Source organism: Klenkia soli (assembly GCF_900103975.1).
GTDB lineage: Bacteria > Actinomycetota > Actinomycetes > Mycobacteriales > Geodermatophilaceae > Klenkia > Klenkia soli.
The window spans coordinates 58,102-82,926 of sequence record NZ_FNIR01000017.1; the positions used below are offsets into that span (position 1 = coordinate 58,102).

A 24,825-nucleotide genomic window follows, 5' to 3' on the forward strand; every position below is an offset into this window, starting at 1 on the left:
GGCCCGCCGCGCGGCGCAGCCGACCGGCAGCCCCGAGGATGGGGTGGTGACCCGCGAACCGGCAGCACCCGTCACCGACCGCTGGGGCATCGACGCCACCTGGCTCGACGCCCTCGACACCGAGCACACCGTCGAGCAGGCCACGATCGACCGGTTGCGCGAGGTCGTCGGCGAACCGCCGGCCGACCTGGACGAGACCGCCCCGATCGTCGCGATGCCCGGTGACGCCCTCGAGGTCGACCGCGCGCTGGTGGTGTGCGAGGACGGCACCAGCCTGGACGTCGACGGCGAACTGCCCGAGGACACCCCGCTGGGCTACCACCGACTGCGCACCCCCGACGGCCGCGACCGGCTGCTGGTGGTGCACCCCGGCCGCTGCTGGCTGCCCGCCGAGCGCAGCTGGGGCTGGGCGGTGCAGCTCTACGCCGCCCGCGGCACCGGGTCGGCCGGGATCGGCGACCTGGCCGACCTGCGCACGGTCCGCGAGCTGGCCGAGTCCCAGGGCGCGGGGTTCGTGCTGGTCAACCCGCTGCACGCGGTCGGCCCCGGCCCCGAGCAGGAGGACAGCCCGTACCTGCCGGCCACCCGCCGCTTCCGCAACCCGGTCTACCTGCGGCTCGACGACGTCCCGGGCGTGCAGCTCACCGATGCCGACCGGGCCCGGGTGGCCGAGCTCAACGGGGCCGAGCTGGTCGACCGGGACGCGATCTGGGTGCTCAAGCGCGCCGTCCTGCAGCGCACGTTCGACGCCGACCCGCACCCCGAGGGGTTCCGCGACTGGTGGTGGCACTCCGGGCAGCAGCTGCAGGACTGGGCGAACTGGTCCGCGATCGCCGACGAGCACGGCGCGAACTGGTCCGACTGGCCGGCCGACCTGCGCGACCCGCGCTCCGACGCCGTCCGCACCTGGTCGCACGAGCACGAGCCGCAGGTGGCCTTCCACGCCTGGCTGCAATGGCTGCTGGACCAGCAGCTGGCCGCCGCCACCGGTGACCTGACCGTCATCCAGGACCTCCCGATCGGCGTCTCCGGCGGCGGCGCCGACGCGTGGGCCTGGCAGGACGTGCTGGCCCAGGGCGGGGTCAGCGTGGGCGCTCCCCCGGACGCCTTCAACGCCGCGGGGCAGGACTGGGGCTCGCCGCCGCTGGTGCCCTGGCGGCTGCGCGCGGCGGACTACGCGCCGTTCGTCGAGTCCATCCGGGCCACGATGGCCGGCGCCGGCGGTCTGCGCATCGACCACGTGATGGGGCTGTTCCGGCTGTGGTGGGTCCCCGGCGGCGACCCGACGAAGGGTGCCTACGTGCGCTACCCGGCGGAGGACCTGCTGGGCATCGTCGCGCTGGAGAGCCACCGCGCGCAGGCGGTCGTGGTCGGCGAGGACCTCGGCACGGTCGAGGACGGCGTCCGCGAGGCCATGGCCGAGCACGGCGTGCTGTCCTACCGCCTGCTGTGGTTCGAGGACGACGCCCCCGCCGACTGGCCGGCCGCCTCGATGGGTGCGATCACCACGCACGACCTGCCGACCGTGGCAGGCCTGTGGACCGGCTCCGACGTCGCCGAGCAGGTCGAGCTGGGCACCGGCGAGCAGCCGCAGCTGGCTCAGGACCGCCAGCAGCTGCTGGCGCACCTGACCGGCCACCCCGACGGCCCCACGAAGCGGATGGGCGTGCCGAAGGCGGTCGAGCGGGCGCACCGGCTGCTCGCCACCGCCCCCTGCACGCTGCTGTCGGCGACGCTCGACGACGCCCTCGGCGTCGAGCGCCGGCCGAACGTGCCCGGTGCGATGCAGCGGCCCAACTGGTGCCTGCCGCTACCCGTACCGGTCGACCAGCTGGCCGGGCACGCCGGGGTGCGGTCGGTCGCCCGCGCGCTCGGGGGACGGGCTCAGGCGTAGCCGTCGACCAGGGCGCCCCTGCTCTGGTTCGACGACAGCTGCGCGGCTACCTGCGGGTTGGCGTCCAGCAGGTCCTGGATGCCGGTGCCGTCAGTGAGGCGGGCCAGCAGGTCGTCGGAGGAGATGCCGAAGGCGTCCGAGAGGGCCTGGATGCCGCTCTGCGCGTCCACCGGCGGCTTGGGCGGCGGGCCGCCGGCCGGACCGCCGGGGCCGATCTTCCCGCTGGCGATGTCGGTGGCCATGGCGCTGGGTGCATCGGTGGGCAGCGTGGCCTGGATGGTGGCGACCAGGTCGTCCTCGTCGACGCCGGCCGCCTCGGCCAGCTCGGACATGGTCTTCCCGCCGGCCAGCTGGGTCTTCAGGGTGTCGGCGTCGATGCCCAGCAGGTCGGCCACGGCGGCGTTGGTCTTCTCCGGGCCACCGCCGCCGGGGGGCGGGCCGGACGGGCGTTGGGTCTGGGCGGTGGCCCACGCGGCCGAGGTGGACGACAGGGCGCTGATGCTGCTCACGAGGTGTTCCTCCAGGGGTGCGGTGGTGCGGACACCCACGCCATCGGCCCGCGGCCCCCGCCGCTCCACCGGATCAGGGCCCCTCACAGGCCCGTGACAGCCACCCACAGCCGGCTGATACGTCGGCTCAGCGGCGGGCCGGGTCCAACGACCGGGTCCGCCCGAGCACCAGGGTGAGCACCAGCGCGGCCAGGCACAGGCCCCCCGACAGCATCGCCACCGCGGTCCACCCGGCGCCCTGCCAGGCCTGCCCGGCGAGGGTGCCGCCGACTGAGGACCCGACGTAGTACCAGAACGAGTACAGCGAGGCCGCCTGCCCCACCGGTCGGCCGCCCAGCGCCGCGCGTGCGGCCACCCATCCGCTGGCGACGGCGTGGGCGGCGAAGAAGCCGACGGTCAGCACGCACAGCCCGAGGACGAAGCACCACAGCGGCGCCAGCGTCGTCAGGCCCAGCCCGGCGACCATCACCACGACCGACAGGGGGACGACGAGCCGCCGGCTCGACCGGTCGGCCAGCCACCCGGCGGTCGGCGAGCTCGCCGAGCCGAGCAGGTAGGCCAGGAACACCAACGACGCCAGCGCCGGGGTGAGGTCGTAGGGCGGGGACTCCAACCGGAACGTCCCGGCGTTGTAGACCGCGACGAAGGCGGCCATGAGGAACGCCGCGAACGCGTACAGGGCGAGCAGCGCCGGGTCGGTGAAGGCACTGCCCAGCGAGCGCAGCAGCGGGGCCGACCGGTCCACCGGCCGGAACCGACGTGGTGGTGGCAGCAGGACCCGGACGGCGACCGCGCACGCCACGCCCAGCACGGCGACCCCGCCCAGGGCGACCCGCCAGCCGCCGAGGTCGGTGAGGAACCCGCCCAGCAGCCGGCCGGTCAGCCCGCCGATCGCGTTGCCGGCGATGAACAGCCCGACCGCACGCGAGGTCACCGACGGGTGCAGCTCCTCGCGCAGGTAGGCCACCGCGACCGCCGACAGCCCGGCCAGGGCGAACCCCTGGGCCCCACGCAGCACCAGCAGCACCGGCCAGGTGGGGGCCAGCGCGATGCCCACGGCCAGCACGGCGGATGCGGCCAGGCTCAGCTGCAGGATCCCGGTGCGCCCGCGCCGGTCGGACAGCGGTCCCAGCACGAGCAGGCCGACCGCCAGCGCCACGGTGGACACCGAGATGGCCAGCGTCGACCCGGCCGGGGTGACGTCGAAGGCCCGGGTGAGCTCGGGCAGCAGCGCCTGCGGCTCGTAGAGCATCGCGAACGTGGCGAGGCCGGCCAGGAACACCGACACCGACGCCCGGCGCAGGCCCGCGTCGCCGGCCCGGTGGCCCTCGGGCAGGTCCACGACGGTCGGCAGCACGACCCCACCCTGCGCCCGGCAGCCCGGTCGGGGCCAGCCGGGGTCGCCCATCTCACGTCCCCCGCGGATGCTGGGGGCATGACGGACAACCAGGTCGAGGCCGCGGTCCCCGAGCACCTCCGCCGCTGGCACGAGCTCGACGCGGCCACCGTCGAACCCGGCAGCGTCGGCTTCGTCTGGGGCAACTGCCAGGCCGAGTCGATCCGCCGGATGGTCGCCCCGGCCGGCGAGGCGCACGGGGTGGAGTTCGTCCGGCTGCCGCCGGTGTTCGAGATGGACGAGGCCGAGGTCGGCCGGCTGCACGCGCTGATGGCCGTGGCCGGGGTGCTCGTGACCCAGCCGGTGAAGGACGAGTACCGGGTGCCCGGCTGCGGCAGCGAGCAGCTGGTCGCCCTGCTGCCGGCCGACGCCCGGGTGGTCCGGGTGCCGACCACCTACTACGAGGGCCTCTTCCCCTGGCAGGTGCACGCCCACGACGCCGACGGGCGGGTGGACGCCCCGCTGACCGACTACCACGACCTGCGGCTGCTGGACGCCGCCGTCCGGGGGTGGGACGTCGACCGCGCGGTGGCCCGGATCGAGGAGCTCCAGCCTGCCGCCGACGCCGTCCGGGACCTCGCCGCCCGCTCGCAGGCCGAGCTGCGGCGCCGCAACACCCACCTGGACGTCGACACCACCGACGCGGTGGTCGCCGGCGGGGCGGAGGCGATGTGGACGGTGAACCACCCGGCCAACGCCACGCTGCGCGAGGTCGGCGTCGGGGTGCTCACCACGCTGGCCTGGTCCGGGGACCCTGCCGTCCCCGACCACCAGATGCTGGGCGGGTCGCAGGCACCGCTGGAGGCCGCCGTCCTCACCGCGCTGGACCTCGACCCGGCCGCCGCCCGGCCGCGGTGGTCGCTGGCCGGCCGGGACACCCCGTGGGCCGAGGTCGCGGCGGCCCAGCTCGCGCTCTACGCGGAGCAGCCCGAGGTCGCCCGCCGCGCGGTCGAGAAGTACGCCGACCGGACGGCGGCCCTGGGGCTGTGACCGCGCGGCTCACGCGGGCCGACGTCGGCTGCTGGGTGCTCAAGTCCGCCCGGTTGCCCGACCTCGTGGCTCCGGGCTGGGCGCCGGGCACCGCGGTGGATCTGACCCGGTGCGTCCGGCCGTCCTACCGGCTGGGGCTGATCTCGGTCGGCGACCCGGTCCTGCTGTGGTGCAGCGGCCGGGCCGACCCCGGGGTGCACGCGACCGGGACCGTCACCGGAGCTGTGGAGGCCTCCGACGACGGTCCCGTCGTGGTCGTGCGCTGGGTGCGGCGGGAGCCGCCGCTGCCCCGCGGGGCGCTGCTCGCCGACCCGGTGGCCCGGGACGCCGAGGTGCTGCGCATGCCCGCCGGCAGCAACCCGTCCTGGCTGTCGCCCGCGCAGTGGCGGGCGGTGCGGGACCTGTCGCCCAGCGCAGCGGTCAGCCCTGGGTCGGGTTGAGCACGACCTTGGTCCAGCCGTCGTCCCGGGCGTCGAAGTGCCGGTACGCGTCGGGTGCGGCGTCCAGACCCAGGTTGTGGCTGACCAGCATCGAGGGCTTCGCCCGGTCGGTGTGGATCAACCGGGCCAGCGCGCGGTTGTAGTTCTTCACGTTGGCTTGGCCGTTGCCGACCGTCTGGCCCTTGAACCAGAACTTGCCGTAGTCGAAGGCCAGCTGGCCCTTCTTGGCCAGCTCGTCGGAGGCACCCGGGTCCTCGGGCAGGAACAGGCCGACGACACCGATGGTCCCGGTGGCCTTCACGATCTCGACCAGACCGTTCATCGTCATGTTGGGCCGCTCGTTGCCCTGGCTGTCGTGCGCCTGGTAGCCGATGGCCTCCACGCCGCGGTCGGTGCCGCGACCCTTCGTGGCGTCCTTGATCTGCTCGATCGGGTCGCCCTTCGAGGAGTCGATGCCGATCGCGCCGAACTTCTCGGCCAGCGCCAGGCGCTCGCTCAGGTGGTCGATCACGTAGACCTCGCTGGCGCCCTGCAGCACGGCCGAGTAGCCGGCCATCAGGCCGACCGGGCCGCCGCCGTACACCGTGACGGAGTCACCGGGGGCGACCTTCGCCAGCCGCGTGCCGTGCCAGCCGGTCGGGAAGATGTCGGCCAGCATCACGTAGTCGTTCTCCTTCTCCACGCTGTCCTCGGGGAGCTGGAGGGCGTTGAAGTCGGCGAACGGCACGCGGAGGTACTCGGCCTGGCCACCGCTGTACCCGCCCATCCCGGCGAAGCCGTAGGCGCCGCCGGCGACACCGGGGTTCACGGTGAGGCAGAAGCCGGTGCGGCCCTGCTCGCAGTTCTCGCAGAAGCCGCAGCCGATGTTGAACGGCAGCACGACCCGGTCGCCGATGCTGAGCTTGGTCACGCCCGAGCCCACCTCGACGACCTCGCCGAGGTTCTCGTGGCCGATGACCATGCCGGTCTCCAGGTCGGTCCGGCCCTCGTACATGTGCAGGTCCGATCCGCAGATGTTGGTGGCGGTGACCCGGATGACGGCGTCGGTGGGCTGCTCGACGGCGGCGTCGGGGACCTGCTCGACCGCGACGTCGCGGGGGCCCTTGTAGACGAGTGCGCGCATGGGTGTCCTCCTGGGGCTGGTGCGTGGGAGCGCCCGGGAGACCGCGCCTGGTGGCATGGCTCCCGGCGCATGTGGTGCACAACAGGACTGCCCGCCACCCGGGGGGTCCCAACCCTCCGGTTCAGCCCGGGCGGGGGGCGTACATGATCAGCGCGACGCCGACCAGGCAGACGAGGGCGCCCGCGACGTCCCACCGGTCGGGGCGGAACCCGTCGGCCACCGCCGCCCACACCAGCGACCCGACGATGAACACCCCGCCGTAGGCGGCCAGCACCCGGCCGAAGGACGCGTCGGGCTGCTGCGCGGCGACCACGCCGTACAGGCCGAGGGCGACCACCCCCAGGCCGACCCAGAGCCAGCCGCGGTGCTCCCGCAGCCCCTGCCAGACCAGCCAGGCGCCACCGATCTCGAGCACCGCGGCCAGCACGAACAGCGCGATCGAGCGGGCGGTCACCGGGCGTCGGTGAGCGCCGCGTGCACGACGGCCAGCACCGTGTCGTCGTCCAGCCCGTCGACGCGGGCGGCGGCGACCAGCCGGTTGGCCGCCGAGCGCAGCCGGGCCCGGGCCGGGTCGCCCGACCCGCCGGTGACGACGGTGCCGGCCCGACCGCGGCCCTCGACCAGCTCGTCGGTCTCGAGCTCGGCGTAGGCCCGGGCGACCGTCCCCGGCGCGACCCCGAGCTGCTCGGCCAGCCCGCGGACGGTGGGCAGCCGGTCGCCCTCCACCAGGTCACCGGCGTGCACCAACCCGGCGATCTGCTCGCGGAGCTGCTCGTAGGGCGGGGTGCCGTTGCCGACGTCCACCGAGATCGCCAAGGTCACCGCACCGGTCATGCGCACCAGTCTGCCGGGCTGGGACCATGGGTCCCCGTGAGCGACAGCGACGACCCCACGGGCACCGCCCCCACCTCCCTGAGCCGCACCCGCTACCTGGCCGGCGGGGTGGCCTGGCTGCTCACGCTGCAGTTCTTCGTGCTGGAGGCGGTCAGCATCGCCCGGTTCGGCGGCTACAGCCGGGTCGACCAGGCGATCAGCGACCTGGGCACCGCGCTGTCCCCCGCGGCCGGTCTGATGAACACCTCGTTCGTCGCGCAGGGCGTGCTGATCGCCGTCGGCGCCGCGCTGCTGTTCCCGGCGCTGGTCGGGTTGGGCGGGCGGCTGGCGCTGGTGCTGCTCTCGGCCGCCGCGGTCGGCACGGTGCTGGTCGGCCTCTTCCCCTCCGACGACGGCGGCGCCACGCACACCGTCGGCGCGATCCTCTACCTGCTGGGCAGCGGCCTGGGGCTCATCGCGCTGGCCTACTCCGTGCGTCCGCGCTCCGAGGCCGTCGGCACGGTGCTGGCCCTGCTCGGTCTGGTCGGCGTCATCGGCACGGTCTTCTTCGGCACCGGCGTCACCCAGTTCCTCGGCTACGGCGGCATGGAGCGGCTGGGCGCGTACGTGCTGCCGATCGGGCTCGCCGTGGCCGCCGTCCTGCTGGTCCGGCAGGGCGACGACTGGCAGGTCGCCCTCCCCGAGGGTGCGGACGCGCCGCTGACGAAGCGGCAGCGCCGCGAGCTGGAGCGAGCCGAGGCCTTCGACCGCGCCCGCGAGCGGGACGAGGCGCTGGAGGCCCACGCCCGCAAGCAGGCCGACGGTGGCGACGACGACGAGCCGGACGAACCCTTCGACGAGGAGGCCGCCTGGAAGACCCCCCGTCAGCGCTGAGCGACCACCTGCCCGGCCCGCACCACGGCCCGGGGCGCGGCGTGCCGGGCCAGCAGGTCGACGGTGCGCGCCGCGTCGTGCACCAGGAGGTCACCCGGACCGCCCTCGCGCAGGCCGAACCCGGACAGGCCCAGCACCCGGGCCGCGCCGGTGGTGACCAGGTCGACCAGCGCCTCCAGGTCGGCCGCCGACCGCATCTCCAGCAGGTGGGCGGCCAGGAACGCCACCTCGAGCAGGTTGTGCCGGCCGAAGGGGTAGTAGGCGTCCTCGACGTCGTCCTGGCCCAGCCCGACCGGTAGCCCCTCGGCCAGGAGCCGGCGCACCGGAAGTGCACGGCCCCCGGTGTGCGGGTCGCTGACGAAGCCGAGCCCGGCCGCCCGGGCCTGGCCGACCACCTCGACCAGGGCCGCGTCGTCGTAGCCGCCCAGCGCGCGGGCGTGGCAGGCGACCCCGCGGCCGACCAGCCCGTGCTCGACCATCGCCTGCGCCAGCATCCCGGTGGTGCGGTAGGCCGGGTCCGGGGCGTCGTCGGTCAGCATGGCCACCCGCAGGCCGCGCCGGGCGGCCAGTGCGCAGGCCCACTCGACGTGCGCCCGCTGGTCGGCCTCGCCGTCCTCGATCCACGGGATGCCGCCCACCACGTCGGCGCCCAGGTCCAGCGCCGCCTCGACCAGCTCCGCCGTCCCGGGGTCGCGCAGCACGCCGTCCTGCGGGAAGGCCACCACCGAGACGTCCACGACCCCCGCGACCTCGGCGCGGGCGGTGAGCACCGCCTCCATGCCGATCAGCCCGGCGGCGGAGTCGACGTCCACGAAGGCCTGCACGTGCAGCACACCGTGCTCGACCCCCAGCTGCAGCACCTCGCGGATGCCGGGCAGCAGCAGGTCGACCGACCAGTGCTCCTTCACGGCGCTGGCCAGGTCGATGCTCACCGCCGACTCCGCCATGCCCTCGGCGGTGTAGGCCGCCAGCGCCGCCTCGCCGGCCAGCGGCAGGGTGCGCACCTTGTCCAGGTGCAGGTGGCCGTCGACGCACGGCTCGGTGACCAGACCGCCGTCGGCGGCGACCACGGGGACGCCGTCGGGTCGGGCCAGCGACCCGACCGGGGCCAGCGCGGCCACCCGCCCGTCCACCACGTGCACGTCGACCACCCGGCCGTCGCGGAGGCGGGCATCGGTCACCAGCAGGTCGGCCATGACCGCACTCCTACCGCACGCGTGTGACGGCGGGGTCACCGCTCCTGGTCGGTGGGGCGGACCAGGATCTCGTTCACCGCCACGTGCCGGGGCTGGCTGACCATGTAGACCACCGCGCGGGCGATGTCGTCGGCCTGCAGCGGCGTCATCTCGGCGGCCATCTTCTTCGACGCGGCCTTCGCCTCGGGCTGGGTGATGTGGTCGGTCAGCTCGGTCGCCACGGCGCCGGGCTCCACCAGACCGATCCGCACACCCCTCGTGGTGACCTCCTGGCGGAGGGACTCGCTGAAGGCGTTCACCGCCCACTTGCTGGCGTTGTAGACACCGGCGCCCTTGCGGGCCTGCCGGCCGGCCACGCTGGAGACGTTGACGACGTCGCCGGACCCCTGCTCGACCATGCCCTCGACCGCGGCGTGCGTCATGTACATGAGGCCCAGCACGTTGGTGTGCAGCATGCGGCGCCAGTCCTCGGTGTCGGCGCCGACGACCGTGCCCAGCAGCATCACCCCGGCGTCGTTCACCAGGACGTCCAGCCCGCCCAGCTCGGCCCGGGTGCGGGCCACGGCGTCGGTGCAGGCCTGCTCGTCGGTGACGTCGAGGTCGAGCACCAGCACCCGGGCGCCCTGCCCCTCCAGCCGCTGCGCGAGGTCGGCCAGCCGGTCGGTCCGGCGGGCCCCGATGGCGACCGCGGCGCCGGCCTCGGCCAGCGCCAGGGCGGTGGCCTCGCCGATCCCGGACGAGGCCCCGGTGACCAGGGCGACCCGGCCCTCGAGCGGACGGACGACGGTGCTGCTCATGCGGGTGCTCCCTACGAGGGTCGACGACGGACTCCCCCACCCTGCGCGCACCGGCCCCGGTCGGCGCGCTGGCAGGCTGGACCCGTGCCCGCCGACGTCGCCGCCGCCCTCGCTGCGGCCGCCCGCCTCGGGCCCTTCTGCGCGGTGGACGACGACGCCGGGCCCTGCGGGGTCGACCTGGCCGACGCACCCGGGTTGCTGGCGGCGCGGACCCGGGCCGTCGTCGCGGTGCTCGGCCCGGACGCCGAGCCGCGGGTGGTGCGCTCGCTGGTGCACCTCGGGGTCGTGGCCCGGGTGCTGTCCCCGGCGATCGGTGCCGCGCTCGCGACCGGTGTGCTCCCGGTGCCGACCTCGGTGCGCCTGCAGCCGGCGGGGTCGAACCCGGTGCCGATGGCGTGGGCCGGCGTCCGCGGGGTCGCCGTCCCGACCCCGGACGACGTCGCGGGCGCTCTGGCCGAGCACTGGCTGGCCTCGCTGGTGCAGCCGTTCACCGACGTCGTCGCGGCCTCCGGGGTGTCCCGGCAGGTGCTGACCGGCAACGTGGTCTCTGCCGTGCACGGCACCGGCGTCGTCGTGGCCGCCGCCCGGCCCGACCTGGCCGCCGGGGCCCGTGCCCTGGTCGACGCCCTCGTCGCCGCGGGACCGCTGGCCGGCACGGGCGCACGCCGGCCCGACGGCAGCTTCGTGCGCAGGTCGTGCTGCCTGGTGCAGCGGCTGCCCGGCGCCGGCACCTGCGCGGACTGCGTGCTGGTGCGCCCCGCGGCCCCCCTACCTGCATAGGTGCGCAGCTGCGACCTTGGCCGATCGGGGAACCCCGCCGTAGCGTCCGCCGCGCTGCGGTGCAGGGAAGCCGGTGGGAGTCCGGCGCGGTCCTCGCCACCGTCACCGGGGTCCACCCCGGGAGCCGGACACCGGCCGCGGCATCACCCACGAGGCATGGACCGGAAGGAACCCACCGATGACCTCCGCACAGCACAGCCCCACCCGCACCGCCGTCCCCCGCATCGCGGTGCCCGCCTGGGCGTGGGCGCTGGCCCTGCTCGCCCTCTTCGCGCTGTACCTGGTCGCCCAGGACAACGGCGCCGTGCTGGCCTCGGCCGGCGACGTCGCCCACGAGTTCTTCCACGACGCCCGGCACTCGCTGGGCATGCCCTGCCACTGATGGCGGCCACCCTCGAGGAACCCCGGCAGCAGACCGCCCCCCGGTTCGGTCCGCTGCTGGGCCGGTTCGCCCTGGCCGGCCTGGCCGGCGGCGCCGCCTCCGGCATCTGGGCGATGGTCGTCACCGAGCGGACCATCACCCCGGCCCTCGCGCTCGAGGAGGCCCGCACCGCGGCGTCCCACGAGCACTCCGAGGAGCTGTTCAGCCGGCACACCCAGCTGCTCGGCGGGTTCCTGGGCACGGTGATCGCCGCCGTGGTGTTCTCCGTCGTCGTCGCCGCGGTGTTCGCCGGCGTGCGGCACCGGCTGCCCGGGCGCAGCGACGTGGGGCGGGTCGCCGTCCTGGCCGCCATCGGGTTCGCGGTCTTCGCGCTCCTCCCGGCCATCAAGATCCCGGCCAACCCGCCGGCGGTCGGCGACCCGGACACCATCGACACCCGCACGGCGATCTACATCGCCGTGCTCGGGGCCGGGGTGGTCACGGCGCTGCTGGTCGGCGCCCTGGTCGGCACGCTGCGGTCCCGCGGCCTGCACCCCTCCGCGGTGGCGACGGCGGCCGTGCTGGCCACCGTCGCCCTGGTCACCGCGATGGTGCTGCTGGTCCCGGACAGCCCGGACAGCATCTCCGCCGACGTCCCCGCCGCGGTGGTGTGGGACTTCCGGTTGGCCTCCCTCGGCCAGCTGGCCGTCCTCTGGACGACGCTGGGCCTCACCGCCGGCTACCTGGTCGACAAGCTGGCCCGCCGGGCCTGACCACCCACGACGAACGGCCCGCTCCCTGCCGGGGGCGGGCCGTTCGTCATGCCTGGGCGTGGGAGAGGGACTCCAGGCCGTCGTCCAGGAAGGGCAGGGCCGAGGCCTCGACCGGGGGCCGGTGCACCTGGTCCAGACCGCGCATGCGGGCCGCGTGCAGGGCCAGCAGCAGGTTCAGCCGCAGCGTGGGGTCGGAGGTGAAGGGCCCGAGCATGCGCTCGAGCTTGCCGATGCGGTAGCGCATCGTGTTGTAGTGGAAGTGCAGCCGGCGGGCCGACTCGGCCACGTTCAGGTTGGTCTCCAGCAGCACCCGCAGGGTGTCGCGGAGGTCGGCGGAGTCGGGGTCGGTGGCGTCGGCCAACGACCCGAGCACCTCGTCGACGTAGGAGCGCAGCTCGGAGCTGTCCGGGATCAGCGACAGCAGCCGGAACACCCCCAGCTGGTCGAAGTGGGTGACGGTGGCCTCGCCGTGGATCTCCTGGCCGACCTGCAGGGCCCGCTGCGCCTGCTGGTGGGCGTCGGCCAGCCCCGAGAGCACCTGCGCCGGCCGGCCGATGCCGGTGGCCAGCACCCGGCCCACCCGGCGCAGCCGGGCGTTGACGCGGCCGGTGACGGCGGCGACCAGCCCGGTCAGCTCCTCGGGGGTGCGGCCGTCCAGCGGCAGCACGGTGACGATCTCGGTGGCCAGCCCGGCGACGGCCGCACCGGCGACCTCGCCGTCGATCGCGGCCCGCCAGCCGTCGGCCAGCCGGTCCAGGACGTCCAGCGCGCGGGTGGGGTCGGTGTTGGCGTCGGCCACGGTCTCGGTGGCGGTGACCAGCACGACGACCGGGCCGTCCAGTCGCCAGCCGAAGGAGCGGGTGTAGGCCAGGGCGCGCTCGGTGTGGCCCACGGTGCCGCTGACCAGCCGGCGGACCATGTCGCCCTGGAACCGCAGCTCGACCGAGTGCACGGCCTGGTGGCGGATCTCGGACAGCGCCGCGATGACCGCGCCGCGCTCGAGGACCGCCCCGGCGCCGACCAGCATCGGGCCGTGCCGGTTGACCGCGACCAGCCAGCCGTGCCGTTGGTCGCCGGCCATGATCGGCGCGACCGCGTACTCGCCGACCCCGCCGGGGAGCTCGTGGTGCCCGGGGACCAGCAGGATGCCGTCGGCCGGGGACAGGTCGGCGTCGGCCAGCACGTCGGCCGGGGTGACGATCGCCTGGTCGGCCCGGTTCTCGGAGAGCCGCCGCGCGCTGGGCAGGTCGGAGTAGGCGTCGTCGGCCGCGGCGTCCAGCAGCCAGAGCCAGTCGCGCACCTCGGTGACGTCGTCGGCCGGGCCGGCGGAGGTGGCGATCTCGCGGTCGGGGCCCAGGCCCAGCACCGCGGCGCCGTCCAGGAAGGTGGCCGCCTGCGCGGTGACCTCGGCCAGCCCGCCGCCGGTGAGCGCGACGTCGATGAACTGGTTGTGCATGCGGTCGGCCAGGCTCAGCGCCTGCGTCTGCTTGGCCACGATCGCGCCGAACACCTCGGCCACGACGAGGTCCAGCCGCGAGGTGCGCGGCAGGGCGACGATCGGAAAGCCCCGCCGGTCGGCCTCGTAGCGCACCTCGGCCGGCACCGCGGGCGGGCCGTCGGAGTCGCGGTAGGCCAGCGCGGCGGTGCCCAGCGCGGTGAGCCGCTCGATCAGCGCCCGGCACTGGCCCGGGTCGGCCGGGGGCAGCCGCGCGCCGAGGACCACCAGGACGTCGGGACCGGCGCCGGCCAGCGGGTCGGCCGGGTCGTCGACGACCACCTGGCGCACCACCCGGCCGGCACCTGCCGAGCCGGCGACCAGGGTGCCGTCGGTCAGCGCGAGCAGCTGCGTCACCGACAGGCCCATGCTGTCCTCGAGCGCGGTGCGCTCGGTCGGGGCCACCCGGGACAACGCGGGCTCCGACCGCTGCGGGACCTGACGGAACGGAGCCGTACGAATACCCTCCGACATGCCAGTCACCGCATACTCACGATCAGTCACCGCGTCGTCCCCCATGTCGCTCGATTGCCGGACACACGCCCCGGATTCTGTCAGAGCTACCCGTCCAGCCGCACGCATTCTTGGCTAGTTCCGCCATACGGAGCTGTCCGACGCGCCGCATAGGTTCGAGTTCCGCGCAGTGATCCCGTGCACGGATGGTAAGCCGTCGCCGACGGTGCCGGACCCCGGTCCGGCGCGCCTCCGCACGGCACCGCACGGACGGCGGCCCAGGGGTCGGCCGCCGGCACCCACGGGAGGACAGCATGCGCACCGCAGCACCGCACGAGACCACCACCGCCGTGGGTCGCGCCGCCCGCATGGGCGTGCCCACCATCCCGCTCCCCCGGGACTCCGCGCAGGCCGCCCGCCGCACCGCCGGGCCCGCCCGCGACCTCCCCGTCGCCGCCACCGCCGCCCCCGCCGTGCCGGCCGCCGCCAGCACCGGGATCGCCGAGCTGCTGCGCGGCCCCGCCCGGCGCGCGAGCGTGCTGCTGTCGGTGCCGGCCGCGGTCTACCTGAGCGTGCCCACCGCCCAGGGCGTCGAGGTCGTCGGCGTGCTGACCGCCGACGCCGCCCGGCTGCCCCTGGGCCTCGTGCTGTCCCGCCGGGCCAACGGCCGTCCCCTGGTCTCCGCGCCCTCGGGCGCCCCGGCCACCGTCGGCGGTGGCCGGGTCGTGGTCGGCGACCTCACCGTGTCCGCCGCCGCGTGGTGGGACCCCCGCCCCCGCCTGCCCGGCGCCCGCCCCTCCCTGCTGCCCGAGGGCGTGCGCACGCTGCGCACCGCGCTCTACGGCGACGCCCCGCACAGCGCGTTCGTGCTGCCCGGTCTGCCCGGCGGCCCCAGCGGCCCGCTGGCCGCCCTGCGCGGTGCAGTCCGCCGCGCCGACCTGGACGCCGCGCTGCGCACGGCCACCCGCCTGGTCGGTCTCGGTCCGGGCCTCACCCCGGCCGGCGACGACGTCCTGGCCGGCACCGTGGCCGGGCTGGTCCTGCTGGGTCACCCCGCGGCCGAGCGCTTCGGCGCCGGGGTGCACGCCCTGGCCGCCGCGCGCACCACCGAGCTGTCCCGGGCGCTGCTCAAGCACGCCGCGGCCGGTCGGGTCAGCGGCGAGTTCGCCGCCGTGGTCCGCGGGCTGGTCGGCCAGGGTGATCTGGTCGCCGCGATCGCCGCCCTGCTGGCCACCGGCTCCACCAGCGGCCGGGCGATGACCCTGGGGCTGTGCACCGCCATCGACCTGGCCGAGCGGACCGCCCGCCCCCGCTGACGCGGGGCGCGGGCGGTCCCGCCGGTCAGCGGCCGGCGAAGGTGTCGGCGACCCAGTCGGCCACGAAGACGCTGACGTGCGGCAGGTGGTCCAGCCCGATGTGCTCGGTGGCCCCCTCCTCGGGGGTGAAGACCCGCAGCTCGCGCTTGGGGGAGTTCACGGCCTGCTCGTAGGAGCGGTGCGCGTACTCCAGCGGGATCTGCCGGTCGTTCGCCCCGTGGGCCACGAGGAACGGCACGGTGATCTGCTCGACCACGCCGTCCAGGTGCACGCCGTCGGCGAAGTCCAGGAAGGCGTCGAGGTGGTGCTCGTCGCCCTCGATGCCCCACACCCACAGCACGTGCGACCAGTAGTGCGGCACGGGCCGCTCGCCCTCGCGCTGGGCCCGACGGCGCTGGACCGCGCCCCAGTTGTGGTTGGCGCCCCACGCCACGCACAGCGCGAAGCGCTTCTCGAACGCCGCCGCCCGCGGGGAGAAGTAGCCGCCCAGCGACCAGCCCACGATGCCGATCCTCGAGGTGTCGACGTCGTCGCGGGTCTCGAGCCAGTCCACCGCCGCGCCGGCCCACACCTCGGTGTCGATGCGGGCGGTGATGCCCTGCAGCCGCAGCGACTCCCCCGTGCCCGGCTGGTCGAGCATGAGGCAGGAGATGCCGCGCTCGGCGAGCTCCAGCCAGTGGTTGGAGGAGTACATGTGCTCCTTGGTGGAGTCCAGGCCGTTGACCAGCACGATCACCGGGGCCGGACCGTCGTCGGTGGCCGGGGCGGCGCTGAAGTAGGCCGGCAGGGTCTGGCCCTCGTAGGGGATCTCGACCCGGCTCACCCGTGGGCTGTGGGTGGCGAAGGCGCGCTCGGCGAGCTCGGTGACCCGCTTGTACGTGGGCACCCGGTCGGGGCTGGTGTGGGCGAGCATCCGCTCGGCCTGGCACAGGTAGTTGGTCGCCCGGAACCACAGCTGCCCGGCGGTGCGCGTGTGCCCGGCCTTCTCGGCCGCCTCGGCCTGGTCGACCAGCTGGTCGGTCAGCGCCGTCCAGGCCCGCAGGAAGTCCTGGGTGCCGGCGTCCTCGCCCTGCTGGGCGGCGTCCTTGATCGGGCGGCAGGCGCGGTCGACCTCGTCGATGAGGCCCCCGGAGTTCAGGGTGGCGACGACGCCCAGGTTCCAGACGTAGTTGCCCGGGAAGTACTCGAACACGGTCGTTCCTCTCGATCAGGTGGATGTGCGGACGGCGTCGCTGATGGACTTCACGCCGCCGTGGGCGGTGAGGCCGCCGTCGACGGGGATCTCCGCGCCGGTGATGAAGGAGGCGCCCTCCCCCAGCAGGAAGGCGACCAGGGGTGCGACCTCGTCGACCGTGCCGGTGCGGCCCAGCGGCGTCTCGGCGACGTTGGCGGCCCGGAAGGCCGGTGCGGCCGAGGCGGTCATGGGCGTCTCGACGTAGCCGGGGTGGATGGTGTTGACCCGGATGCCGCGCGGGCCCAGCTCCAGGCAGGCGGCCTTGGCCAGCCCGCGCAGGGCCCACTTGCTGGCCGTGTAGGCGGCCGGGAAGTGCCCGGTCAGCCCGGCCACCGACCCGACCACCACGACCGAGCCGCCCGGCGCCATCAGCGGGGTGATCGCCTGCAGCCCGAGCAGGGTGCCGGTCACGTTGACCGCCATGACCCGCTCGAGGTCGGCCGGGGCCAGCTCGGTGACCCGGGCCCGCCAGGTGATGCCGGCGTTGCAGACCAACCCGTGCACCCCGCCGTGCACCGCGCCGAGGCCCTCGGCCAGCTCGGCCCAGCCCGCGGCGTCGGTGACGTCGAGCCTGCGGTAGGTGGCCCCGCCGAGGTCCTCGTCGGGGGTCTCCCCCAGGTCGACGGCGACCACCCGGGCGCCCAGCGAGCTGAGCAACCGCGCCTCGGCGGCCCCCTGGCCGCGGCCGGCGCCGGTGACGACGACGACCTCCCCGGCCAGGTCGGCGGTCACCGGGTGCGGGCGCGGGTGCGCGTCCGGGCGGGTGCGACCGGCGGCAGGTCGACCCCGGCAACCACCTGGTTGCGGATGGTGCCGATGCCCTCGACGGTCATCTCCACGACGTCCCCGGGCTGCAGGGGCGGCGGGGTCCTGGAGTCCGGGGACGAGCCGTTGCGGCCCCACAGCTCGCCCAGGCATCCGCCGTTGCCGCAGGTGCCCGAGCCGAGCACGTCCCCGGACCGGACGACGGTGCCGCGGCTGGCGTAGGCCACCAGCTCCTCGAAGGGCCAGCCCATGTTGGAGAGCAGGTCCTCGCCCACGAGTTCGCCGTTGACGCGGACCTGCATCTGCAGGGCCAGGAACCCGTCGGCGTCGCGGTAGGGCTCCAGCTCGTCGGCCGTCACCAGCCACGGGCCCAGGGTGGTGGCGAAGTCCTTGCCCTTCGCCGGGCCGAGGCTGACCTTCATCTCGCGGGCCTGCAGGTCGCGGGCCGACCAGTCGTTGAACACGGTGTAGCCGAAGACGTGCTCGCCGGCCCGCTCCGGGGCCACCGAGGCGCCGTCGCGGCCGATGACCGCGGCCACCTCGAGCTCGAAGTCCAGCACCGAGCACCCGGGCGGGACGGCGACGTCGTCGTGGGCGCCGACCATCGCGTAGGGGTTGGTGAAGTAGAAGGTGGGCGCCTGGTACCACTCGTCGACCACGCCGCCGGTCCCGCCGGTGACGCCCTTGACCACGCCCTCGACGTGCTCCTCGAAGGCGACGAAGTCGCGCACGGTCGGCGGGTGCAGCGGCGGCAGCAGCCGCACCTCGGCCAGCGGCACGGCCGGCGCCTCCAGCGCCTGCTCCCCCGCCGCGATCGCCGTCGCCAGGCCCGACCGGACCAGCTCCAGCACGGTGGTGCCGGGGATGCCGTGCACGCCGGCGTCGGAGACGACGCCGGCGGACACCTCGCCCTGGTGCTCCCAGGTGGCGAACCGCATCAGACCGGGGGTGCCACGAAGAGACCCTTGTCGGGGTCGTTGAACGACTTCTGCGCGACGAACTCGTTCATCGCGTTCGCGGTGCCCCACTGGTCGCTGACCTCGGGGTTGGAGAAGTCGTAGAGCGAGGGGTGCCAGGTGTCCTCGTCGACCAGGTCCAGCTCGGTCGTGTACTCGACGGTGTTGCCGTGCGGGTCCAGGAAGTAGGAGAACGTGTTGTTGCCGGCCATGTGCCGACCCGGGCCCCAGATCTTCTCCACGCCCGCGCGCAGCGCCCGGCCGGTGCCGCGCATGTACTCGTCGATGCCGCGCAGCTCGAAGGAGGCGTGGTGCAGCGAGGCGTGCGGGCCGCGGGCCACCGCGAGGCTGTGGTGCCAGGCGTTGGTGCGCAGGAAATACATCATGTTGCCCATGCGGGGGTGCATGAGGGTGTCCGACAGCGCGAACCCGAAGTGCTGCTCGTAGAACGCGACCGTCTTCTCGGGCTCGCTGGAGTTGATCACCACGTGCGACAGCCGCACCGGGATCGACTCGCCCTCCTCGATCTTGCGGTGCTCGCGGACGGCGACGTCGGCCGAGACCTCGACGGTGCGGCCCTCGTTGTCGAAGAAGCGGAAGCCGTAGCCGCCGCCGGGGGTCTGCAGGTCGGTCGGCTCGTGCACCAGCTGCACACCGGCGCTGGCCATGCGGGCGGCCAGGGTGTCGACGTCGGCCCGGTTCGCGGCACCGAAGGAGATCAGGTCGATACGCTTGTCGGCGGCCTCACGGAGCCGGACGACGTACTGCTCGGGGCTGCCCTCGGCGGCCAGGAACGAGAGACCGCTGTCGGTGGTCTCCTCCTTCAGGCCCCAGGTGTTGGTGAAGAAGTCGGTCTGGGTGCGCAGGTCCGGCACGGCCAGGTCGATGTGGCGCAGGTGGGTGATGAGGCGGGTCTTCTCGGGTGCGGTCACTGTCTTCTCCTGGTTACGCGGGCTGGCTGACGACGGTGGCGACCCCGCGCATGAGCGACGCGACGTCGCCCTGCACGTGGTCGAGCTGCCACTGGGCGAGCTGGTTGGAGGCGTCGACGACGGTGCGGGCCCGCTCGACGCGGCGGTCGTGGAAGGCGTCCCACAGCTCGGCGTCCAGGACGTCGCGCTCGACGAGCAGCTGCCCGAGGACGGCGGCGTCCTCCAACGCCTGCGCGCCGCCCTGGGCCACGGTGGGCGGGCAGGTGTGCGCGGCGTCGCCGATCACGACCACCCGGCCGCGGTTCCACGGCGCGGGCAGCAGGTGGGTCTCGAACCAGGTGTAGTTCACCCGGGACGGGTCGGTGAGCGACGCGCGGATCTCGTCCCAGGGCCCGTGGTAGGCCTCGGACAGCTGGCGCATGGTGGCCAGCTGCTCGTCGGGGGTCAGGGTCGAGCGGTCCTGGGCGTCCTCGACGATGTAGGCGTAGATCGAGTCCTCGGCCGTCGGGCAGTAGCCGGCGATGTAGCTGGGCCCGCCGTAGAACAGGTCGGTGCGGGTGACGCTGGCCGGCCGGGGGCCGAAGGCGCGCCAGATGCCCATGCCGGTGGACTTCGTCTCGAGCTCGATGCCGATCATGCGGCGGGTCCACGACCGCACGCCGTCGGCGCCGATCACCAGGTCGTAGCGGCCCGACGAGCCGTCGGAGAACGTGACGTCGACGCCGTTGTCGTCCTGGGTCAGGTCCGTGGTGGTCGTGGCGTAGCGCAGCTTCACCCCGACCTCGGCGGCCTTGTCGTGCAGCAGCCCTGCCAGGTCGGGGCGGGTCATGCCCATGGCTGCCGGGTAGTCCGGGCCACCGGTCTTCGCGTCCGGGACGGCGAACATCTCGCTGCCGGCCGGGTCCGGCGCCCGGAAGCCGGTGACGTCGAAGGGGTAGCCGCGGTCGCGTGCGGACTCCCAGACGCCGAGGCCGTCGAGCTCGCGCAGGGCGTTGCCCTGCAGGGTGATGCCCGAGCCGAGGGCGTGGACGTCGGGCTTGACCTCGACCAGGTCGACCGCCACGCCGGCGCGCGCGAGCCGGATGGCGACACCGGCACCGGCCAGGCCACCGCCGACCACCAGGACGTTCTGCACTGCACTCATCGCGGCACTCCTACTTGACGGCGATCGGGGCGACCGGGGCGCCGACGGCGCCGGTCACGGGCAGGGGCGGGGCGGCGAGCAGGAACTCGTGGACGCCGTCGGCCGCGCAGTCGTCGGCCAGCGCCTCGAGGTCCCACATCTCGCCCAGGAACAGGCCCAGGTGCGGGATGGCGACCTGGTGGAAGGGCTGGAAGGTGGGCACCGAGAACTCGCTGGGCCGCACCTCGACGCCCCAGGTGTCGGTGGCCACGGCGGCGACGTCGTGCTCGCGCAGCCAGTCCAGGCTGGTGAACGACAGGCCCGGGGACTCGCCACCGGCGTAGTCGCCCCAGCCGGTGCCGGCGGCGATGGAGCGGCGGGCGCGGGCCAGCCGGCCGGTGCGCACCAGCAGCAGGTCGCCGCCGGTGACCTCGACCCCGGCGGCCGCGGCACAGGCGTCGAGGTGCTCGGGGGTGATCGCGAAGCCGTCGGGCAGCTCGCCGTCGGTGCCGTGCGAGCGGCCGACGTCCAGCAGCACGCCGCGGCCGACGAACCGGCCGGCGGTGGTCTCGATGCCGGTGGTGTTGTCGCCCTCGCTGGTCACGATCGCCCCGGCCCGGCGGCCGTTGTAGGCCTTGCCGTGGTCGAAGATGTGGCCCAGGCCGTCCCACTGGGTGGAGGCCTGCAGCGGCATGGTGATCATGTCGTCGGCGCCGCCGATGCCGTGCGGGAAGGCGGGGATGCCGGCCTCGGCGTCCAGGCCGGTGCCGAGCATGGCGTGCACGGGGTTGACCCGGCGCAGCCAGCCCTTCTGCGGGCCGTCGGTGTTGAAGTGCTGGGTGAGGTCGAAGCTCTCGCCCCGGCGGACCAGGGCCGCGCCCTGCACCCGCTTCTCCGGGGTGAGCAGGTTGAGGGTGCCGAGCACGTCGTCGTCGCCCCACCGGCCCCAGTTGGAGACCCGCCCGGCGGCGGCGGCGATGGTGGCTTCGGGGTCCTGCGGGTCGAACACGGCAGCGCACTCCTGTCATCGGTGACGCGGACCACTGTCGACCCGGACGGGCCATCAGGGAAGACCGGATCCTTGATGCCGGGCATCAGTCGGGTGGATGATCCGCGGTGTGAACGTGGCCAACCTGGACCTCAACCTGCTGGTGTCCCTGGACGCCCTGCTGGGCCAGCGCAGCGTCACGAAGGCGGCCAAGCAGCTGGGGTTGTCGCAGCCGGCCCTGTCGGCGTCGCTGGCCCGGCTGCGCCGGCACTTCGGCGACGACCTGCTCACCCGGGTCGGCAACGAGTACCGGCTGACCCCGCTGGCCGGCCAGCTGCAGCTGCAGGCCCGGCTGGCGCTGGAGTCGGTGCACCGGGTGTTCACCGCGCAGCCCTCGTTCGACCCGGCCGAGTCGACCCGGGAGTTCAGCCTGCTGCTCTCGGACTACGGGGTCACGGTGCTGGGCGACACCCTCGCCGCGCTGCTGGACGAGGTGGCCCCGCACGCCCGGCTGCGGCTGGCGCCGCACACCCCGGAGCTGGTCGACCGGGCCGACCAGGCGCTGCTGGCGGTGGACCTCATGCTGCTGCCGATGGGCTTCCTGGCCGACCTGCCGCACGCCGAGCTCTACGCCGACGAGTGGGTGGTGGTGTTCTCGGCCGACCACCCCGACATCGACGACCGGGTGACCGTCGACCAGCTGCGCACGCTGCCCTGGGTGGCGGTCTACCACGGCCCGAACGCCTCGACCCCGGCCGCGCGGGTGCTGCGGCAGCGGGGCATCGAGCCCACGGTGCAGGTGGTCACCGAGAACTTCCTGACCGTACCCGGTCTGGTCGCCGGCTCGCGCCGCATCTCGCTGCTGCAGCGCCGGCTGGTCGACCTGCTGCCCCTGGACACCGGGGTGCGCACGCTGCCGTGCCCGCTGGACGTCGGTGGGCTGGTCGAGGCCATGTGGTGGCACCCGGTCTACGAGCGCGACCCCGACCACGTGTTCCTGCGCGACCTGGTGCTGCGGGCCGCCCGGCAGGCCACCACGCCGGTCGGCTGACCCATCCACGGGGCTGATGCACCCCGCCGCAGGATCTATTGGTGGTGGGGCCTCCCGGTCCGCACACTCCCGCTCAGTGACACCGGTCACCGACGACCAGCACCGAGCCCAGGAGAACACCGTGTCCCAGACCCTCGACGGTCCCGTCCCCGGGGCGGCCGCCACCGGCATCGACGTGGGTGCCCTGCACCCGGTCACGGGCCGCCCGGCCCGCCGCCGCGAGATCGCCGTCCTCATGGCCGCCAGCTGCATGCCGATCCTCGGCGCCGTGCTGCTGGCCCCGGTCCTGCCCACCCTGCAGCGGGCGTTCGCCGGCACCCCCGGGGTGGACGCCCTGGCCCCGCTCGTGCTCACCGCGCCGGCGCTGATGATCGCGCTGCTGGCCCCGGTCGCCGGCCGCATCGTCGACGCCGTCGGCCGCAAGCGGCTGCTGGTCGGCGCCCTGGCCGTCTACGCCGTGCTCGGCACCGCGCCCGTGCTGCTGGACTCGTTGCCCGCCGTCCTCGCCACCCGCATCGGCGTCGGCATCACCGAGGCCGCGATCATGACCTGCTGCACCACCCTGATCGCCGACTACTCCGCCGGTGCCCGCCGGGCCAAGCTCTTCGGCCTGCAGACCATCGCCACCACGCTGTCGGCCACCGTGTTCTTCGCCCTCGGCGGCGCCCTGGGCAGCAGCAACTGGCAGACGCCGTTCTACCTCTACCTGCTGGCCCTGCCGCTGGCCGTGCTGGCCGCCGTCCTGCTCTGGACCCCGACCGTGCCGCCGCGCGCCACCACCGCGCTGCCCCCGCTTCCCTGGCGTCGCATGCTGGTGCCGCTGGCCGTCAGCCTGGTCGGCGGCGTGGTGTTCTACACCCCGATCGTCGAGCTGTCCTACGTGCTGGACTCCCTCGGCGTCACCGCGACCGCCGCCATCGGCGGGATCGCGGCCGTCGCGTCGCTGGCCACCGCCGCGGGCGCGGCCTCGTTCCCGAGGATCGCCGCCCGGGGCCCCAGGTTCCTGCTGCCGCTGGCCTTCGGGCTCGCCGGGCTCGGCCTGGTCGTGCTGGGCCTGGCCCCCGCCGTGCCGGTCGCCGTGGTCGGTGCGGTCATCGCCAGCGCGGGCACCGGGATCATGCTGCCCAGCCTGCTCACCTGGGTCGTCGGCGGCCTGGCGCTCGAGGAGCGCGGCCGCGGCACCGGCCGCTGGACCGCCGCCCTGTTCCTCGGCGAGTTCCTCTGCCCGCTGCTGGTCATCGCCATCTCCGGTGCGCTGTCGGGCATCGCCGCCGCGGTCGCCGTCGTCGGCGGCATCTCGGTGCTGATCGCGGTCGTCGTCCGGCAGCTGCGCCTGACCTGACCGCTCGCGCGGGCCCCGATGTCGGGCTACCCGACATCGGGGCCGCGCCGTCAGCTGCGGACGACGTGGGCGCGCACGGCGCCGCCCTCGACCCACCCCTTCGACGTGGCGTAGCCGATCATCGCGTCGAACCCCTCGGCCCACGCCGGGTCGGCCGGCCCGGCCTGCCGGAGGCGTTCCACCGGCAGCCACACGTGGTCGCCGTCGAGCCGACCGAGGTCACCCAGTCGGCCGACGAGCTCGTCGTCGGGCAGCCCGGCGGGGGCGAGCACCTCCAGCCGCCGCAGGTCGGCGACGTCGATGACGGCGGCGGTGGGCTGGTGCGCGTCGATCTGCACGGGTGCTCCTCGGGTCAGCTGCGGGAGAAGGCCGCGTCGAAGGCGGCCGACGGCGGGTCGAAGGCCAGCTTCCGGACGAACTCCAGGGCCTCGGGTGCGCCGACCAGGCGGTCCATGCCGGCGTCCTCCCACTCGATGCTGATCGGCCCGTCGTAGCCGATGGTGTTCAGCATCCGGAAGCACGCCTCCCACGGGACGTCGCCGTGCCCGGTGGACACGAAGTCCCAGCCGCGGCGGGGGTCGGCCCAGGGCAGGTGGGAGCCCATCCGGCCGTTGCGGCCGTTGCCCACCTGCTTCTTCGCGTCCTTGCAGTCCACGTGGTAGATCCGGTCGCGGAAGTCCCACAGGAACCCGACCGGGTCCAGGTCCTGCCACACGAAGTGCGAGGGGTCCCAGTTCAGGCCGAAGGCCTCGCGGTGGCCGATGGCCTCCATCGTGGCCACCGTCGTCCAGTAGTCGTAGGCGATCTCGCTGGGGTGCACCTCGTGGGCGAACCGGACCCCGGCGGCGTCGAACTCATCCAGGATCGGGTTCCACCGGTCGGCGAAATCCTGGTACCCGGCGGCGACCATCGACTCGGGCACCGGCGGGAACATCGCGACGGTCTTCCAGATCGAGGACCCGGTGAACCCGACGACCGTCTTCACGCCCAGAGCCTGGGCGGCGTGGGCGGTGGCCTTCATCTCCTCCGCCGCCCGCTGCCGGACGCCCTCGGGGTCGCCGTCGCCCCACACCCGCGGGTCGACCATGTTCTGGTGCCGGGCGTCGATCGGGTCGTCGCACACGGCCTGGCCGTTGAGGTGGTTGCTGATCGCGAAGACCTGCAGCCCGTGCTGCTCGAGCAGGTCCTTCTTCGCCCGCAGGTA

General features: G+C 74.7%; 26 protein-coding genes and 1 riboswitch. Of the genes, 10 read left to right on the forward strand and 16 right to left on the reverse strand.

Annotated elements, in window-relative coordinates; genetic code table 11:
* Nucleotides 1-46 precede the first annotated feature (46 nt).
* Nucleotides 47-1,894 (forward strand): 4-alpha-glucanotransferase, encoded by a 1,848-nt coding sequence (gene malQ, locus BLS67_RS21515; protein WP_242654262.1) that lies wholly within the window; start codon nt 47-49, stop codon nt 1,892-1,894.
* Here the strand turns inward: malQ and BLS67_RS21520 are convergent.
* On the reverse strand, nt 1,885-2,403 hold the full coding sequence (locus BLS67_RS21520) for a hypothetical protein (protein ID WP_131801817.1): 519 nt from the start codon (nt 2,401-2,403) through the stop codon (nt 1,885-1,887). The two genes, malQ and BLS67_RS21520, sit on opposite strands and share 10 nt — an antisense overlap.
* Before the next feature lie 127 nt (nt 2,404-2,530).
* On the reverse strand, nt 2,531-3,760 hold the full coding sequence (locus BLS67_RS21525; protein WP_242654263.1) for an MFS transporter: 1,230 nt from the start codon (nt 3,758-3,760) through the stop codon (nt 2,531-2,533).
* A 78-nt stretch (nt 3,761-3,838) separates the two neighbouring features.
* On the opposite strand from BLS67_RS21525, the gene BLS67_RS21530 reads away from it, so the two are divergent.
* Nucleotides 3,839-4,789, forward strand: coding sequence for a WcbI family polysaccharide biosynthesis putative acetyltransferase (locus tag BLS67_RS21530; RefSeq protein ID WP_091249849.1), 951 nt, complete (start codon nt 3,839-3,841; stop codon nt 4,787-4,789).
* Nucleotides 4,786-5,229 carry a hypothetical protein gene (locus BLS67_RS21535; RefSeq protein ID WP_091249852.1) on the forward strand — a complete coding sequence of 148 codons (444 nt, stop codon included), beginning with the start codon at nt 4,786-4,788 and terminating at the stop codon, nt 5,227-5,229. The genes BLS67_RS21530 and BLS67_RS21535 overlap by 4 nt, the downstream gene beginning before the upstream one ends.
* Here the strand turns inward: BLS67_RS21535 and BLS67_RS21540 are convergent.
* The 3 genes from BLS67_RS21540 to BLS67_RS21550 all read right to left on the reverse strand — a co-directional run bounded on the left by BLS67_RS21540 (nt 5,210) and on the right by BLS67_RS21550 (nt 7,186).
* On the reverse strand, nt 5,210-6,352 hold the full coding sequence (locus BLS67_RS21540) for a glutathione-independent formaldehyde dehydrogenase (RefSeq protein WP_091249855.1): 1,143 nt from the start codon (nt 6,350-6,352) through the stop codon (nt 5,210-5,212). The two genes, BLS67_RS21535 and BLS67_RS21540, sit on opposite strands and share 20 nt — an antisense overlap.
* 121 nt (nt 6,353-6,473) lie before the next feature.
* The gene (locus BLS67_RS21545; RefSeq protein ID WP_091249857.1) at nt 6,474-6,806 is read right to left on the reverse strand and encodes a YnfA family protein; all 333 of its coding nucleotides are present in this window, start codon (nt 6,804-6,806) and stop codon (nt 6,474-6,476) included.
* The gene (locus BLS67_RS21550; RefSeq protein WP_091249860.1) at nt 6,803-7,186 is read right to left on the reverse strand and encodes a GntR family transcriptional regulator; all 384 of its coding nucleotides are present in this window, start codon (nt 7,184-7,186) and stop codon (nt 6,803-6,805) included. Before BLS67_RS21550 ends, BLS67_RS21545 begins: the two co-directional genes overlap by 4 nt.
* A 36-nt stretch (nt 7,187-7,222) precedes the next feature.
* On the opposite strand from BLS67_RS21550, the gene BLS67_RS21555 reads away from it, so the two are divergent.
* Nucleotides 7,223-8,059 (forward strand): DUF998 domain-containing protein, encoded by an 837-nt coding sequence (locus tag BLS67_RS21555; RefSeq protein ID WP_242654264.1) that lies wholly within the window; start codon nt 7,223-7,225, stop codon nt 8,057-8,059.
* Here the strand turns inward: BLS67_RS21555 and BLS67_RS21560 are convergent.
* Together BLS67_RS21560 and BLS67_RS21565 are read right to left on the reverse strand one after the other, a co-directional pair.
* A complete protein-coding gene (locus tag BLS67_RS21560; protein WP_242654265.1) occupies nt 8,050-9,255 on the reverse strand; it encodes an amidohydrolase family protein in 1,206 nt (401 codons plus the stop codon). The genes BLS67_RS21555 and BLS67_RS21560 overlap by 10 nt on opposite strands.
* 35 nt (nt 9,256-9,290) lie before the next feature.
* Nucleotides 9,291-10,052: an SDR family NAD(P)-dependent oxidoreductase gene (locus BLS67_RS21565; protein WP_091249864.1), complete on the reverse strand. Its 762-nt coding sequence runs from the start codon at nt 10,050-10,052 to the stop codon at nt 9,291-9,293.
* Between the two features lie 84 nt (nt 10,053-10,136).
* On the opposite strand from BLS67_RS21565, the gene BLS67_RS21570 reads away from it, so the two are divergent.
* From BLS67_RS21570 to BLS67_RS21580, 3 genes are all read left to right on the forward strand, one after another.
* Nucleotides 10,137-10,832 (forward strand): (2Fe-2S)-binding protein, encoded by a 696-nt coding sequence (locus BLS67_RS21570; protein WP_091249868.1) that lies wholly within the window; start codon nt 10,137-10,139, stop codon nt 10,830-10,832.
* Between the two features lie 40 nt (nt 10,833-10,872).
* A riboswitch (cobalamin riboswitch) is annotated at nt 10,873-10,986 on the forward strand.
* Nucleotides 10,987-11,010: 24 nt separating this feature from the next.
* Nucleotides 11,011-11,214 (forward strand): CbtB-domain containing protein, encoded by a 204-nt coding sequence (locus BLS67_RS21575; protein ID WP_091249871.1) that lies wholly within the window; start codon nt 11,011-11,013, stop codon nt 11,212-11,214.
* Nucleotides 11,214-11,966: a CbtA family protein gene (locus tag BLS67_RS21580; RefSeq protein ID WP_091249874.1), complete on the forward strand. Its 753-nt coding sequence runs from the start codon at nt 11,214-11,216 to the stop codon at nt 11,964-11,966. Before BLS67_RS21575 ends, BLS67_RS21580 begins: the two co-directional genes overlap by 1 nt.
* A gap of 46 nt (nt 11,967-12,012) precedes the next feature.
* Here the strand turns inward: BLS67_RS21580 and BLS67_RS21585 are convergent, their stop codons facing one another.
* Nucleotides 12,013-13,866 carry a helix-turn-helix domain-containing protein gene (locus BLS67_RS21585; protein WP_242654266.1) on the reverse strand — a complete coding sequence of 618 codons (1,854 nt, stop codon included), beginning with the start codon at nt 13,864-13,866 and terminating at the stop codon, nt 12,013-12,015.
* Between the two features lie 362 nt (nt 13,867-14,228).
* On the opposite strand from BLS67_RS21585, the gene BLS67_RS21590 reads away from it, so the two are divergent.
* Nucleotides 14,229-15,230 carry an oxamate carbamoyltransferase subunit AllH family protein gene (locus BLS67_RS21590; RefSeq protein WP_091249881.1) on the forward strand — a complete coding sequence of 334 codons (1,002 nt, stop codon included), beginning with the start codon at nt 14,229-14,231 and terminating at the stop codon, nt 15,228-15,230.
* A gap of 25 nt (nt 15,231-15,255) precedes the next feature.
* Here the strand turns inward: BLS67_RS21590 and BLS67_RS21595 are convergent, their stop codons facing one another.
* Genes BLS67_RS21595 through BLS67_RS21620 form a run of 6 tightly spaced genes read right to left on the reverse strand, consistent with a single transcriptional unit; the run spans nt 15,256 to nt 21,249 of the window.
* Nucleotides 15,256-16,422 carry an alpha/beta hydrolase family protein gene (locus BLS67_RS21595; RefSeq protein WP_091249885.1) on the reverse strand — a complete coding sequence of 389 codons (1,167 nt, stop codon included), beginning with the start codon at nt 16,420-16,422 and terminating at the stop codon, nt 15,256-15,258.
* Nucleotides 16,423-16,437: 15 nt separating this feature from the next.
* Nucleotides 16,438-17,196 (reverse strand): SDR family NAD(P)-dependent oxidoreductase, encoded by a 759-nt coding sequence (locus BLS67_RS21600; RefSeq protein WP_165617683.1) that lies wholly within the window; start codon nt 17,194-17,196, stop codon nt 16,438-16,440.
* On the reverse strand, nt 17,193-18,167 hold the full coding sequence (locus tag BLS67_RS21605; protein ID WP_091249891.1) for a fumarylacetoacetate hydrolase family protein: 975 nt from the start codon (nt 18,165-18,167) through the stop codon (nt 17,193-17,195). Before BLS67_RS21605 ends, BLS67_RS21600 begins: the two co-directional genes overlap by 4 nt.
* On the reverse strand, nt 18,167-19,117 hold the full coding sequence (locus BLS67_RS21610; protein WP_091249894.1) for a VOC family protein: 951 nt from the start codon (nt 19,115-19,117) through the stop codon (nt 18,167-18,169). Before BLS67_RS21610 ends, BLS67_RS21605 begins: the two co-directional genes overlap by 1 nt.
* Nucleotides 19,118-19,130: 13 nt before the next feature.
* Nucleotides 19,131-20,261, reverse strand: coding sequence for an FAD-dependent monooxygenase (locus tag BLS67_RS21615; RefSeq protein WP_091249896.1), 1,131 nt, complete (start codon nt 20,259-20,261; stop codon nt 19,131-19,133).
* 10 nt (nt 20,262-20,271) lie between these two features.
* Nucleotides 20,272-21,249, reverse strand: a complete 978-nt coding sequence (locus tag BLS67_RS21620; protein ID WP_091249899.1) for a cyclase family protein — start codon at nt 21,247-21,249, stop codon at nt 20,272-20,274.
* Nucleotides 21,250-21,364: 115 nt separating this feature from the next.
* Between BLS67_RS21620 and BLS67_RS21625 the strand changes: the two genes are divergently transcribed.
* Nucleotides 21,365-22,279: a LysR family transcriptional regulator gene (locus BLS67_RS21625; protein ID WP_242654267.1), complete on the forward strand. Its 915-nt coding sequence runs from the start codon at nt 21,365-21,367 to the stop codon at nt 22,277-22,279.
* A gap of 121 nt (nt 22,280-22,400) precedes the next feature.
* Nucleotides 22,401-23,621: an MFS transporter gene (locus BLS67_RS21630; RefSeq protein ID WP_242654268.1), complete on the forward strand. Its 1,221-nt coding sequence runs from the start codon at nt 22,401-22,403 to the stop codon at nt 23,619-23,621.
* Nucleotides 23,622-23,671: 50 nt separating this feature from the next.
* Here BLS67_RS21630 and BLS67_RS21635 read toward each other — a convergent pair whose 3' ends face one another.
* Both BLS67_RS21635 and BLS67_RS21640 read right to left on the reverse strand, forming a co-directional pair.
* Nucleotides 23,672-23,959: a hypothetical protein gene (locus BLS67_RS21635; RefSeq protein ID WP_091249906.1), complete on the reverse strand. Its 288-nt coding sequence runs from the start codon at nt 23,957-23,959 to the stop codon at nt 23,672-23,674.
* A gap of 14 nt (nt 23,960-23,973) precedes the next feature.
* Nucleotides 23,974-24,825: sugar phosphate isomerase/epimerase family protein (locus BLS67_RS21640; RefSeq protein WP_109504777.1), on the reverse strand; the 852-nt coding region annotated here is incomplete at its 5' end.

Bases quoted from the DNA above. Each gene is read 5' to 3' on its own strand.
- BLS67_RS21590 (WP_091249881.1), top strand. From the start codon at position 14,229: ATGCGCACCGCAGCACCGCACGAGACCACCACCGCCGTGGGTCGCGCC.
- BLS67_RS21580 (WP_091249874.1), top strand. From the start codon at position 11,214: ATGGCGGCCACCCTCGAGGAACCCCGGCAGCAGACCGCCCCCCGGTTC.
- BLS67_RS21575 (WP_091249871.1), top strand. From the start codon at position 11,011: ATGACCTCCGCACAGCACAGCCCCACCCGCACCGCCGTCCCCCGCATC.
- BLS67_RS21530 (WP_091249849.1), top strand. From the start codon at position 3,839: ATGACGGACAACCAGGTCGAGGCCGCGGTCCCCGAGCACCTCCGCCGC.
- BLS67_RS21565 (WP_091249864.1), bottom strand. From the start codon at position 10,052: ATGAGCAGCACCGTCGTCCGTCCGCTCGAGGGCCGGGTCGCCCTGGTC.
- BLS67_RS21540 (WP_091249855.1), bottom strand. From the start codon at position 6,352: ATGCGCGCACTCGTCTACAAGGGCCCCCGCGACGTCGCGGTCGAGCAG.
- BLS67_RS21550 (WP_091249860.1), bottom strand. From the start codon at position 7,186: ATGACCGGTGCGGTGACCTTGGCGATCTCGGTGGACGTCGGCAACGGC.
- BLS67_RS21615 (WP_091249896.1), bottom strand. From the start codon at position 20,261: ATGAGTGCAGTGCAGAACGTCCTGGTGGTCGGCGGTGGCCTGGCCGGT.
- BLS67_RS21605 (WP_091249891.1), bottom strand. From the start codon at position 18,167: ATGCGGTTCGCCACCTGGGAGCACCAGGGCGAGGTGTCCGCCGGCGTC.
- BLS67_RS21560 (WP_242654265.1), bottom strand. From the start codon at position 9,255: ATGGCCGACCTGCTGGTGACCGATGCCCGCCTCCGCGACGGCCGGGTG.